Below are 11542 nucleotides of genomic sequence, written 5' to 3'. Positions count from 1 at the left end.
TGTCGAGCTGCATCGTGTCGCCTTCCTTGCCCCAGGTGGAGCGGGTCTCGAACACGGTGCCGTCGGTCATCTGCACCTTGATCATGTGATAGTCGGGGTGCGTGTCTTTCTTCACGTGCAATTCCTTGAGATACGCCGCCGGTTTCCGACCGGCAGCAAGAGGCGCGGGCCCTAGCAGAGCCGCGCCTGTGTTGCAATCACGGTGGTAATCAGGCTGAGGGCGGGTCCGCGATCATCGCGGTGAACTCGCATTCGGTCGCGAGCTCGTCGCCGAGATACGCCTTGCCGGCGAACTTGCAGATGCGCGAACGCTTCTGGAGGAACTCGACCTCCAGCCGCAGCAGCACGCCGGGCTCGACCGGCTTCCTGAACTTCACGCCGTCGATCGACATGAAATAGACGAGCTTGCCCGAGCCGGCGAGGCCCAGGCTCTCGACCGCTAGCACGCCCGCCGCCTGCGCCAGGGCCTCGACCTGAAGCACGCCGGGCATGATCGGCCTTCCCGGGAAATGCCCCTGGAAGAACTCCTCATTGATGCTCACCGCCTTGATCGCGACGATGCGCTGGTCGGGGATCAACTCCTCGACCCGGTCGACCAGCAGCATCGGGTAGCGGTGCGGGAGCGCCGCCATGACCCGCCCGATATCGAGCGGGCCGATGGAGCCCCCCGTCACTGCCGGATCGCTCACCGGCCCGGCGTGGCGGGCTGGGTGGTCTGCGCCGGCTGCTGCGGCGGCGGCGCGGTGACGCTGACGCTCGGCAGCTGCGAGTTGAGCGCGGTCAACACGCCCGCGGTGATGTCGATGCTGGTCGCCGAGAACAGGACATTGTCCTTCGCCACCGCGACCGTCGCGCCCCGCTGCTGTGCGACCTGCTGCACCACCGGCACCATCTTCTGCGCGATCTGCTGGCGGACATAGGCGACATTGCGCTGGAAGGTCTGCTCGCGCTCATTCACCTGACGCTGCGCGCCCTGCGCCTTGGTCTGGAAGGCCTGCACGCGCTGCTGCAGCGCCGCGTCGGGCTTGCCCGCCGCCGCCTTGAGCGCCGTCTCGAGCGAGGTTTGCTCGGTCTGCAGCGGCGCGCCCTGCTGCTGCGCGAACTGCTGCAGCGAGGTCAGCTGAGTCTGAAGCTGGGTGTTGGCTGCGACGCACGCGGTGCACTCGCGCATCACGCGCTCGACATCGACCACGGCGATTTTGGCTTCGGTCAGCGCCTGCGCGGCGGCGGTGCCGGCGCCGAGCGATGCGCCCGCAATCGCGAGCGCGGCGAGAATGGTCTTGGTGTTAGGCATCAGAAGGCAGTCCCTACGTTGAAGCTGAAGAGTTTGTCGTCGTCGCCCTCTTGCTTGGTGAGAGCGTAAGCGAGGTCGAGCCGCAGCGGGCCGAACGGCGAGTTCCAGTTGGCGCCGATGCCGACCGACACGCGCGGCTTGGGCGAGTTGCCCAGGAAGATTTCCTGGAACGGGTCGGTGATCTGGTTGTAGACCGAGTTGATCGACGTGCCCGAACAGACGCCACCCGCGGTTCCCGAATAGCCGACCGCGCAAGTGGTCAGCTGGCCTGGCGCGACCGTGTCGGTCACCGGAACCTGATACAATGGGCGGCCTTCGGAATCCTTCTGCGGGGTAACGATCGGCAGCAGCGTCGGCGTGCCATCCGCGTTGGTCGCCGGTAGCGCGGTATTCCAGCGCGGATCGTCCGCGCTGGTCACGATCGAACCATCCGGAGCCCTTCGCGCCTGGGTAAACACCGCGGTCGGGCTCGGCCGCCGCACGCCCCAGTTCGCGCCCGCCATCACGAAGATCGACGGACGGATGCCCATCTCGCGCGCGCCAGCGCCGAGCGGAATCTCGAGCTCGAGCTTGCCCAGATAATAGGCGCGCCCGCCAATCGCGTCGTCGAAGATCTGGTCTTCGTCGGTGATCGCCAGCTGCGTGTCGGCAGCCGCGCTTCCCGTATAGCCGATGCGCTGGATGCGCGGGCCCACGCCTCGGATGTCGAAGCCGCGGAACTGCGGCTCGCCGAGGAAGAAGCGGTCGGTGATGCGCACCGGGTCGACGCCCGCCGCGGTCTTCTCCAGGCTGTGGATATAGCCGCCTTCAAGTCCGGCGGAGAAGATCCAGCCGCCCCCGATGTTCCAGTATTTGTCGCCGTCGAACCTGCCGCGCAGATAGCGCACGTCGCCGCCCAGGCCCGCAAAGTCGCCGCCGATCACCAGCCGCTGGCCCGCGGTCGGGCGCAGGCGGCTGTTGAGGCTGTCATAGATCAGCGACAGGCCGACCGCCGAGGTCCAGCGCTTGCCCAGCGCGTCGCACAGATAGCGCCCGGCCCGAAGGGGATCGCAGACGCCGTTGGTGAAGAAGGTGCTCTCGTCGAGCCCGACCGAATCGTGCGTGAGCGAATAACGGCCCGACGCGGTCCAATATTCGGTCAGCGGCACGCCCAGCACCAGCTGCGCGCCGGTCGACACCTGCTCATAGGTGGTGCGGCGGTCGGATCCCAGATAGTTGAACGAGTTATAGTCGCGCCGGAAGATCGTGCCGCCAAGCGCGATGTTCTGGTCGAACAGATAGGGCTCGGTGAAGCCGACCTCGACCGACTTCGAATAGCTCGAATAGTCGGCCGACAGGCGCAGGTCCTGGCCCTTGCCGCGGAAGTTTCGCTGGCGGATCGAGCCCTGGAAGATGAACCGCTCGAGGCTCGAGAAGCCCGCCGAAAGCGTCAGCTCGCCGGTCGACTTCTCTTCGACATTGGCGGTCAGCACCACGCGGTCGGGCGCCGAACCTTCCTTCTGCTCGATCTCGAACTTGTCCTGGAAATAGCCAAGCGAGTTGATGCGATCCTGCGAGCGCTTGACCAGGAAGGTATTGAACGCGTCGCCTTCCGCCAGGCGCATCTCGCGGCGGATCACCTTGTCCTGCGTCTGGGTGTTGCCGGTGATGTCGATGCGCTCAACATAGGTGCGGCGCGCTTCGGCGATGTTGAAGTTGATCGTCATCGTCAACTTCTCGCGATCGCGCTGGAATTCGGGCGAGACGTTGGCGAAGGCATAGCCAAACATGCCCGCGGTCTCGGACAGGCTGTCGACCGTGTCTTCGACCAGCTTGGCGTTGTACCAGGCGCCTTCCTTGATCGCGAGGTTCGAGGCGAGCGCCTTGTCGTCGAAGTCGCGGATGTTGCTGTCGACCGTGACCGGGCCGAATTTGTAGCGCGGCCCTTCCTCGACGACATAGGTGATGATGAAGTCGCGCTTGTCCGGAGTCAGCTCGGCGACCGCGGAGACCACGCGGAAGTCGGCATAGCCTTCGGTCAGATAGAACTGGCGCAGCTTCTGCTGGTCATATGCCAGACGATCCTGGTCATAGCTGGTGTTCGAGCTGAAGATGCTGGTGAGGCGCGCCTGCTTGGTCGCCATCTCGCCGCGCAGCTTGCCGTCCGAGAACACCTCGTTGCCGATGATGTTGATCTGGCGGACCTTCGACTTCGGGCCCTCCTGGATCTCGAAGATGATGTCGACGCGGTTCTGGTCGAGGCTCACCATCTTGGGCTCGACGCTCGCGGCGAAGCGGCCCTGGCGGCGATACAGCTCGACGATGCGCGCGACGTCCGCGCGCACCGCGGTGCGGGTGAACATCTGGCGCGGCGCCAGCTTGATTTCCTTGACGATCTTGTCGTTCTTCAGCCGCTTGTTGCCCTCCAGCACCACGCGGTTGATGATCGGATTCTCGCGCACGCGCACCACGATGTCGCCGCTCTCGACGCCCTCGATCGTCACGTCGGCGAGCAGCTCGCTCGCCAGCAGGTCGCGGATCGCCTGGTCGAGGCTCTCGGTGGTGTAGGGCTGGCCCACGCGGATCCGGGTGTAGGACAGCACCGTCTCGGGCTCGAGGCGCTGCGTGCCCTCGACGCGCAGCGTACGCACCGTGCGCGCCGGCTCCGGAATCGCCACCGGCGTCACCGGCTGTTGCGCCTCGGGCGCGGGCTGTGTGGCGGACGCGGGCTGCTGCGGCGCGGGGGCCTGCTGCGCATGCGCCACGCCTGACAGAATCGTGCCTGTCAGAAGCAGCGCGGTGGCGCGCACGCCGAGTTTCGTAACCTTGATTGCAGTCACTATCCTACCCCAGGATTCGAGAGTGTTTTCTGGCCGAAGCATGGGTCGGCGCACCGCCCTGCCCTAACCGCGTCAGCCGATCAACCCGGCTAGGTTCCTCCACACGCCAAAGGCGCCCAGATCGTTGAACGTCACCAGCAGCATCAGCGCCAGGATCGCCACCATCCCGCCGCGGAACGCCCATTCCATTACTTCGGGCTCGACGGGTTTCCGCCGCACTGCCTCGATCGCATAGAACAGAAGATGGCCGCCATCCAGCACGGGGACTGGCAACAGGTTAATGAATCCCAGATTAATCGAGATGAGCGCGATCAGGAACACGAACTCGGTCGGTCCCAGTACGAAACGCTCGCCGGAGACTTGCGCGATTCGCAGCGGCCCGCCCAGTTCCTCGACCGAGCGGCGGCCGCTGATGATCTGGCCGAGCCCGTCCAGCGTGGTCTGGATCACCTCGCCCGTCATGCGCACGCCCGCGGGCAGCGCCTCGATCGCACCGACCCGGACGTGCACCGGGTCGGTCGGGCCGATGCCCATCCGTCCGATGCGATATTCATTGCCGAAGCGATCGCGCTCGATCCGCACGCCGATGCGTGCGGTCAGGTCCTGGCGCACGCCTTCACGCTCGATGGTCAGCTTCACGGTCTCGTCGGGACGCATCGTGAAGTAGCGGCGCAGGTCGTTGAATCGCTCCATTCCACGCCCGTCGATCGCGACGATGCGGTCGCCGGTGCGCAGGCCCGCCGTCGCCGCCGCGCTCTTTGCCTCGACGATGCCGACGGTGCTCGGCGTCCGGTTCTCGCCGAACGTCGCGGCAAACGCCGCCAGGATCAGGACCGCGACCACGAAATTGGTGACCGGCCCGGCGGCGACCACGATCGCGCGCTGCCACACGGGCTTGGCCTGGAAGGTCTTGGCGCGTTCGGCGGCAGGCAGCGACAGCCATTCGGGGCTCGGCTGCCCCGCCGGGTTCATGTCGCCCGCGAACTTCACATAGCCGCCGAGCGGCAGCCACCCGAATTTCCAACGCGTCCCGCGCTTGTCGGTATAGCCCGCGATCTCGCGCCCGAAGCCGATCGAGAAGGCATCGGCTTTGATCCCGAACAGCCGTCCGGCGGCGTAATGACCCAGCTCGTGGACGAAGACGAGCGGCCCGATCACCAGGAAAAAGGCCAGGAGGTAGAAGAAGAACCCTGGATTCTCGGTCAAATTACGCAGTCCTTCACACGCTCGCCCGCAATGTTCCGCGCTTCCGCGTCGATCGCCAGCACTTGATCGAGCGTCGCCGGCGCGGCCGGATCATAGCATTCGAGCGTATCCGCGACGATTGCGGCAATTTCAAGAAAGCCGATGCGCCGTGCCAGGAACGCGGCGACCGCCACTTCGTTGGCCGCGTTGAGCACCGCCGGCCGGGCCCCGCCAGCCGCCAGCGCCTCGCGCGCGAGCTTGAGGCATGGGAAACGCGTGTAATCCGGCGCCTCGAAGTCGAGCCGTCCGATCGTCGTCAGGTCGAGCCGCTGGCACGGCGTCGCCATCCGCCGCGGCCAGGCCAGCGCATGCGCGATCGGCACGCGCATGTCGGGCGAGCCAAGCTGCGCCAGCACCGAACCGTCGGCATATTCGACCATCGAATGGATCACCGACTGGCGGTGCACGATCACGTCGAGCTGTTCCGGCGTCACCGGGAAGAGGTGGAAGGCCTCGATCACCTCGAGGCCCTTGTTCATCAGCGTCGCCGAATCGACGCTGATCTTGGCGCCCATCGACCAGTTGGGATGCGCCACCGCCTGCTCGGGGGTGATGCCGCGCATCTCGTCCAGGCCGCGCTCGCGGAACGGGCCGCCGCTCGCGGTCAGGATGATCCTTGAGATACGATCGGCATTGCCGGGCTCAAGGCACTGGAAAATAGCGTTATGCTCCGAATCGACCGGAAGCAACGTGGCGCCGTGTCCGGCCACCGCCCGCATCACCACCTCGCCCGCCGAGACCAGCGATTCCTTGTTGGCGAGCGCCACCGTGCCGCCATTCTCGAGCGCCGCCAGCACTGGCTTGAGGCCGGCGGTGCCGACGATCGCCGCCATCGTCCAGTCGGCGTCCATGCGCGCCGCGTCGCACACTGCATCTGCGCCGCCCGCCGCCTCGACTCCGCTCCCCGCCAGCGCTTCGCGCAGTGCGGGGAGGCAGGTCGCGTCCGCCACCACAGCGAGCTTCGCCCGCACTCGCCGCGCCGCCGCCGCGAGCCGCGCGACATCGCAATTGGCGGTCAGCGCGACCACCTCGAACGCCTCGGGCTCGCGCTCGATCAGGTCGAGCGTCGAGGTGCCGACCGATCCGGTCGCGCCCAAAATGGTGACGGTCTTCATCGAGACGCGCTTCATCGAATCGCCAAAACCAGCAGCGCCGCCACCGGCGCCACCGGCACAAGCCCGTCGAGCCGGTCGAGCAGTCCGCCATGGCCGGGGAGCAGATTGCCCGAATCCTTGACCCCCGCGCACCGCTTGAGCCAGCTCTCATAGAGGTCGCCCGCCTGCGCCAACGCCGCCAGCAGCGGCGTCGCCAGCGCCAGCCGCCAGTCGAGCCCGAAGCCGATCAGGAGGCATGCGAACAGCCCTGCCGCAGCCACGCCGCCGAAGAACCCGGCCCAGGTCTTGTTGGGACTCACCGCGGGCATCAGCTTGGCTCCGCCGATCGCGCGCCCCGCGAAATAGGCGCCGATGTCGCACGCCCACACCAGCGCCATCGTCCAGAAGGCGAGCAGCAGGCCCTGGTCCTGCTCGCGCAGCACCAGCAGCGCCAGCACCGGCAGGCCGACATAGACCTCGCCCACGCCCAGCATGCCGTTCTTCGTCACGATCGCGACGAAGAACATCGCGCCCAGCACGAGTCCGAAGGCGAGGAAGCCCGGTCCCGCCGCGACCGGCGCCATGATCGCCAGCGGCACCGTCAGCGCATATTGCGCGAGCTTGCGTTGGCGCCGGTCCGCGCCGTGCAGCCCGCCCCATTCGTGCATCATCAGGATCCCGGCGACCGCCACCAGCAGCCAGAAGGCGAAGCCGCCCAGCCACAGCGCCGTCCCCGCCACCGCGATCAGCACCACGCCGACCAGCGCGCGGGTCGGCAGATCGGCATTCTTCCGGGGCGGCACTTGAGTCACAAGCCTCCGAACCGGCGCTGCCTTTGGCCGAACTGCGCGATCGCGTCGGCCAGCGCGGCACCGTCGAAATCGGGCCACAGCGTATCGACGAACAGCAGTTCGGCATAGGCCGCCTGCCACAGCAGGAAGTTGGACAGCCGCTGCTCGCCCGAGGTGCGGATCAGCAAGTCGAGCGGGGGCAGCCCGTGCGTCGTCAGCGCGTCGCCGAACATCGCGTCGTCGATCTGTGCCGGGTCGAGCTCGCCTGCCCTTGCAGCCGCCGCCAGCCGCCGCGCCGCCGCGACGATCTCGGCCTGCGCGCCATAGTTGAGCGCGATCACAAGCGTCGCGCCGGTGTTGGTCGAAGTACGCTCGATCGCCTCGTCGATCATCTTCACGAGATCGCCCGACAACGCATGATAGTCGCCGATCACGCGCAACCGCACATTCTCGCCGACCAGCTCGCGCAGCTCATTCTTGAGGAAATGACGCAGGAGACCCATCAGGTCGCGCACTTCCTCCTCGGGCCGGCGCCAATTCTCCGAGGAGAAAGCATAGAGCGTCAGCACCTCGATGCCGAGCTCGCGCGCGGCCTTGGACACGCGGCGCACCGCCTCGACACCCTGCTTGTGCCCGGCGAGCCGCGGCAGCCGCTTGGCCTTCGCCCAGCGGCCATTGCCGTCCATGATGATCGCGACGTGGCGGGGAACGGCCCCGCCCTCCGGACTGACCGGAAGAGGCGCGGAAGCCGCGGTCACTTGCCGAGAATTTCCTTCTCTTTCGCAGCCGCCGCAGCGTCGATCTCGGCGATCGTGCTGTCGGTCAGCTTCTGCACGTCGCCCTCGTGGCGCTTGCGCTCGTCCTCGCCGAACTCGCCCTTCTTCTCGTCGGCCTTGAGGCTGTCCATGCCGTCGCGGCGCACGTTGCGCACGGCGATGCGGGCGTTCTCCGCATATTTGCTGGCGAGCTTGGCCAGCTCCTTGCGGCGCTCCTCGGTCAGGTCGGGGATCGGCAGGCGCAGATTCTGTCCGTCGACGATCGGGTTGAGCCCGAGCCCGGCCGAGCGGATCGCCTTGTCCACCGGTCCGACGTTCGACTTGTCCCACACCTGCACGCTCAGCATGCGCGGCTCGGGCGCGGAGACCGTCGCCACCTGGTTCAGCGGCATGTGCGAGCCATAGACTTCGACCGTCACCGGATCGAGCAGCGAGGTGTTGGCGCGTCCGGTGCGCAGGCCGGACAGGTCGTGTTTCAGCGCTTCGACCGCGCCCGCCATGCGGCGCTCGAGGTCGGCCTTGTCGTAAGCGGCCATTGTCAGGCTCCTCTTATTCGGATTGCGGATTACGGACGATCGTCGAGGTGCCCTCGCCCTGCAGCACCGCCGCGAGATTGCCCTCGTCGCGGATGTTGAACACCACGATCGGAATGTCGTTGTCGCGGCACAGCGCGACGGCGGTCGCGTCCATGACCTTGAGGTTGTCGACCAGCACCCGGTCGAAGCTCAACTCGTCATAGCGCGTCGCGTCGGGCACCTTCTTGGGGTCGGCATTGTAGACGCCGTCGACGCTGGTGCCCTTGAACAGCGCGTCGCAGTTCATCTCGGCCGCGCGCAGCGCTGCCGTGGTGTCGGTGGTGAAGAACGGCAAGCCGGTGCCCGCGGCGAAGATCACCACACGGCCCTTCTCCATGTGCCGCATCGCCTTGCGCCGGATATAGGGCTCGGACACGCTCGCCATCGGGATCGCCGACTGGACGCGCGTGTCGACGCCGAGCCGCTCGAGCGTGTTCTGCATCGCCAGCGCGTTCATCACCGTCGCGAGCATGCCCATATAGTCTGCGCTGGCCCGCTCGAAGCCCTGCGCCGCACCGGCCAGCCCGCGGAAGATATTGCCCCCGCCAACCACCATGCAGATCTCGAGCCCGGTCTCGGTCGCCGCCTTGACCTCGCGCGCGACGCGCTCGCAGGTCGCGGGGTCGATGCCGAACTGGCCCTGGCCCATCAGCACCTCGCCCGAAAGCTTGAGCAGGATTCGTTTGAAGCGCGGAGCGGTCATCTGGCCCTTGATTCTGTGGGTTATCGGGGAGCGGCGCGGACCTTAGATGCGGCCTCGGGCAAAGCCAAGCGCAAGCCCGATAATTTGATCGCCGTCGCGGCGATGCGATGCTAGCGTTCCATCGTAACGCCGCAGGAAGACGCACGCATGATCCGCCCGCTGCTCGCCGTTTCGCTGCTGCTCGCCGCCGCGCCGCTGTCCGCGCAGCACGGCGACCGTACCGAGCGGGTCAAGTTTGCCCGCGGCACCGCATCCAAGGTGATCAAGGGCGAGCTGCGCGGCCAGTCCGGCATCACCTATGTCGTCGGCGCTCGCGCCAGGCAGCTGATGACCGTCACGGCGACCACCAGCAACGGATCGACCTTCTTCGACGTGATCGGCCCGAGTGGCGGCGAACCGGTGTTCAACGGCTTCGAGTCGGCGACCGCTTCAGCTTCGAGGTGCCCATGAGCGGCGACTACCGCATCCGCATGTACCGCACCGGCAAGGTCATCCGCCGTAACGAGATCGCGCGCTACGCGCTGACGATCGGCATCCAGTAGGGACGCCGCATGCCCACCCACGCCCAGCTCGCCGCCAAGCTCCTGCGCGACGCCGCGACTTTCTTCCGCAACGTCGGCGCGCAGAATCCGGAGCTTGCCGACGACATGAACGAGAACGCCGCCGTTTATGAGCAGGTCGCCGACCTCACCGAGACCAATCCGCTCGGCGAACTTCCGCTCGGTGACCCCGACTAAGGGTTGAGGGCGAGGATCAGCCAGGGGACGCCGAACCGGTCGGTCACCATCCCGAACAATTCCGCCCATTCGACCTTGGTCAGCGGCGTCGTCACCTTTCCGCCGGCCGCCAGCCCGTCGAAAATCCGTCGTGCGTCCGTGGCATGTTCGACATGCATCGCGACGTTAAAGCCACGTGGCGGGGCATATTGCCCCACGGGCAAGTCGTTGCCGAGGATGCGGTTGTCGCCGATCCGGAGCTCGGCGAAGCGGATCATCCCGGGCCCGCCGTCGCTCGAGCCGGGTGGCAGCGGAACCTCCCTGGTGTCGCCGAGCGCATTCATCACCGCGATTTCGCCGCCGAACAGCTCGGCATAGAGCTCGAACGCCTGCCGGCAGTTGCCGTCGAACTCGAGCTGGGCCGCGATCTGCATGGCTAAGGGTCTCCCTTGATGCCGCTCACCGTTCGAACCGCTTCGATCAAGGAGTGGTTCCCGGGGAGCCCGCCGTCGCGCCCACGAAAAAAAGGCGCGGCCACCGCAGCGGCCGCGCCCCTCTTGTTCGCAATCGAAGCGACTTAGCGGGTGATGCCCGCCGTCGCCGCGACTTCCGCGGCGAAGTCGCTCTCTTCCTTCTCGATGCCCTCGCCCAGCTGGAAGCGGACAAAGTCCTTGAGCACGATCGAGGTGCCCGCGTCCTTGCCCGCCTTGGCGATGACGTCGGCGACCGGAGTCTTGCCGTCCATCACAAGCAGCTGGCTGAGCAGCGCGTTTTCCTTGGCGAACTTCTTGACCGCGCCTTCGACCATCTTCTCGATGATGTCGGCCGGCTTGCCGCTCTCCGCCGCCTTCTCGCGGCCGATCGCGCGCTCGCGCTCGAGCACGTCCTGGTCGAGGCCGCTCTCGTCGAGCGCCAGCGGGAAGGCCGCGGCGATGTGCATCGCGAGCTGCTTGCCGAGCGGCTCGAGCACGTCGACGCCGGCATCGCTCTCGAGCGCGACGAGCACGCCGATCTTGCCCAGGCCCGGGGCCGCGGCATTGTGGACGTAGGGGATCACCGCGCCGTTGGTCACCTCGACCTTCTTCGCGCGGCGCAGCACCTGGTTCTCGCCGATCGTCGAGATGTTGGCCGTCAGCACTTCTTCGACGGTGCCGCCCTGCGGCAGCGCAGCCGCCTTGAGCGCCTCGATGTCGTCGATGCCCTGCTCCAGGGCGACCGCGGTCACGTCACGGACGAAGCCCTGGAAGATCTCGTTCTTGGCGACGAAGTCGGTCTGCGAGTTGACCTCGACCGCCACGCCCTTTGTGCCCGCGACGGCGACGCCGACCAGACCTTCCGCGGCGGTGCGGCTCGACTTCTTGGCGGCCGCCGCCAGGCCCTTGGCGCGCAGCCAGTCGGCCGCGGCCTCCAGGTCGCCATTGGTCTCGGTCAGCGCCTTCTTGCAGTCCATCATGCCGGCGCCGCTCTTCTCGCGCAGTTCCTTGACGGCTGCTGCAGTGATCTCGGCCATGTCTAATTCCTCAGGTTAA

The 11542-nt window shown here is 66.9% G+C and carries 14 protein-coding genes; 2 read left to right on the top strand and 12 right to left on the bottom strand.

The window, feature by feature from the left end; all coding sequences use genetic code 11:
• The 10 genes from rpmE to pyrH form a co-directional block, all read right to left on the bottom strand.
• The coding region (gene rpmE / locus ABDV68_RS15235) for a 50S ribosomal protein L31 (RefSeq protein ID WP_343520954.1) at positions 1 to 115 on the bottom strand (115 nt) is incomplete at its 3' end.
• Between the two features lie 94 nt (positions 116 to 209).
• Entirely contained in the window at positions 210 to 689 is a 480-nt protein-coding gene (fabZ, locus tag ABDV68_RS15230; protein ID WP_343520950.1) for a 3-hydroxyacyl-ACP dehydratase FabZ, read from the bottom strand.
• Positions 686 to 1294, bottom strand: a complete 609-nt coding sequence (locus ABDV68_RS15225; protein ID WP_343520949.1) for an OmpH family outer membrane protein — start codon at positions 1292 to 1294, stop codon at positions 686 to 688. Before ABDV68_RS15225 ends, fabZ begins: the two co-directional genes overlap by 4 nt.
• Positions 1294 to 4116: an outer membrane protein assembly factor BamA gene (bamA, locus tag ABDV68_RS15220; protein WP_343520953.1), complete on the bottom strand. Its 2823-nt coding sequence runs from the start codon at positions 4114 to 4116 to the stop codon at positions 1294 to 1296. Before bamA ends, ABDV68_RS15225 begins: the two co-directional genes overlap by 1 nt.
• 69 nt (positions 4117 to 4185) lie before the next feature.
• Positions 4186 to 5319, bottom strand: a complete 1134-nt coding sequence (gene rseP / locus ABDV68_RS15215) for an RIP metalloprotease RseP (protein ID WP_343520948.1) — start codon at positions 5317 to 5319, stop codon at positions 4186 to 4188.
• Positions 5316 to 6473: a 1-deoxy-D-xylulose-5-phosphate reductoisomerase gene (locus ABDV68_RS15210; protein WP_343520952.1), complete on the bottom strand. Its 1158-nt coding sequence runs from the start codon at positions 6471 to 6473 to the stop codon at positions 5316 to 5318. The genes rseP and ABDV68_RS15210 overlap by 4 nt, the downstream gene beginning before the upstream one ends.
• An 11-nt stretch (positions 6474 to 6484) precedes the next feature.
• Entirely contained in the window at positions 6485 to 7255 is a 771-nt protein-coding gene (locus tag ABDV68_RS15205; RefSeq protein ID WP_343520947.1) for a phosphatidate cytidylyltransferase, read from the bottom strand.
• Between the two features lie 5 nt (positions 7256 to 7260).
• The gene (locus tag ABDV68_RS15200) at positions 7261 to 7929 is read right to left on the bottom strand and encodes an isoprenyl transferase (RefSeq protein WP_343520951.1); all 669 of its coding nucleotides are present in this window, start codon (positions 7927 to 7929) and stop codon (positions 7261 to 7263) included.
• A gap of 68 nt (positions 7930 to 7997) precedes the next feature.
• Positions 7998 to 8555 (bottom strand): ribosome recycling factor, encoded by a 558-nt coding sequence (gene frr, locus ABDV68_RS15195; protein WP_343520946.1) that lies wholly within the window; start codon positions 8553 to 8555, stop codon positions 7998 to 8000.
• Between the two features lie 13 nt (positions 8556 to 8568).
• Positions 8569 to 9297 carry a UMP kinase gene (gene pyrH / locus ABDV68_RS15190; RefSeq protein ID WP_343520945.1) on the bottom strand — a complete coding sequence of 243 codons (729 nt, stop codon included), beginning with the start codon at positions 9295 to 9297 and terminating at the stop codon, positions 8569 to 8571.
• 147 nt (positions 9298 to 9444) lie between these two features.
• Here pyrH and ABDV68_RS15185 point away from each other — a divergent pair, with 147 nt between their 5' ends.
• Both ABDV68_RS15185 and ABDV68_RS15180 read left to right on the top strand, forming a co-directional pair.
• Positions 9445 to 9747 (top strand): hypothetical protein, encoded by a 303-nt coding sequence (locus ABDV68_RS15185; RefSeq protein WP_343520944.1) that lies wholly within the window; start codon positions 9445 to 9447, stop codon positions 9745 to 9747.
• 101 nt (positions 9748 to 9848) lie between these two features.
• Positions 9849 to 10034 carry a hypothetical protein gene (locus ABDV68_RS15180; protein WP_343520943.1) on the top strand — a complete coding sequence of 62 codons (186 nt, stop codon included), beginning with the start codon at positions 9849 to 9851 and terminating at the stop codon, positions 10032 to 10034.
• Here ABDV68_RS15180 and ABDV68_RS15175 read toward each other — a convergent pair.
• Both ABDV68_RS15175 and tsf read right to left on the bottom strand, forming a co-directional pair.
• Positions 10031 to 10447: a VOC family protein gene (locus ABDV68_RS15175; RefSeq protein WP_343520942.1), complete on the bottom strand. Its 417-nt coding sequence runs from the start codon at positions 10445 to 10447 to the stop codon at positions 10031 to 10033. The two genes, ABDV68_RS15180 and ABDV68_RS15175, sit on opposite strands and share 4 nt — an antisense overlap.
• A gap of 143 nt (positions 10448 to 10590) precedes the next feature.
• Positions 10591 to 11523, bottom strand: coding sequence for a translation elongation factor Ts (gene tsf / locus ABDV68_RS15170; protein ID WP_343520941.1), 933 nt, complete (start codon positions 11521 to 11523; stop codon positions 10591 to 10593).
• Positions 11524 to 11542 lie beyond the last annotated feature (19 nt).

The organism is Sphingomonas sp. (assembly GCF_039595165.1).
Lineage (GTDB): Bacteria > Pseudomonadota > Alphaproteobacteria > Sphingomonadales > Sphingomonadaceae > Sphingomonas.
The sequence above is the reverse complement of the archived record's forward strand: the minus strand, read 5'-3'. Positions and strand labels throughout refer to the sequence as shown.

Coding starts and splice junctions, on each gene's coding strand:
- pyrH (WP_343520945.1), bottom strand. CDS start 9,297: ATGACCGCTCCGCGCTTCAAACGAATCCTGCTCAAGCTTTCGGGCGAG.
- ABDV68_RS15175 (WP_343520942.1), bottom strand. CDS start 10,447: ATGCAGATCGCGGCCCAGCTCGAGTTCGACGGCAACTGCCGGCAGGCG.
- ABDV68_RS15200 (WP_343520951.1), bottom strand. CDS start 7,929: ATGGACGGCAATGGCCGCTGGGCGAAGGCCAAGCGGCTGCCGCGGCTC.
- ABDV68_RS15180 (WP_343520943.1), top strand. CDS start 9,849: ATGCCCACCCACGCCCAGCTCGCCGCCAAGCTCCTGCGCGACGCCGCG.
- frr (WP_343520946.1), bottom strand. CDS start 8,555: ATGGCCGCTTACGACAAGGCCGACCTCGAGCGCCGCATGGCGGGCGCG.
- ABDV68_RS15210 (WP_343520952.1), bottom strand. CDS start 6,473: ATGAAGACCGTCACCATTTTGGGCGCGACCGGATCGGTCGGCACCTCG.
- tsf (WP_343520941.1), bottom strand. CDS start 11,523: ATGGCCGAGATCACTGCAGCAGCCGTCAAGGAACTGCGCGAGAAGAGC.
- ABDV68_RS15185 (WP_343520944.1), top strand. CDS start 9,445: ATGATCCGCCCGCTGCTCGCCGTTTCGCTGCTGCTCGCCGCCGCGCCG.
- ABDV68_RS15225 (WP_343520949.1), bottom strand. CDS start 1,294: ATGCCTAACACCAAGACCATTCTCGCCGCGCTCGCGATTGCGGGCGCA.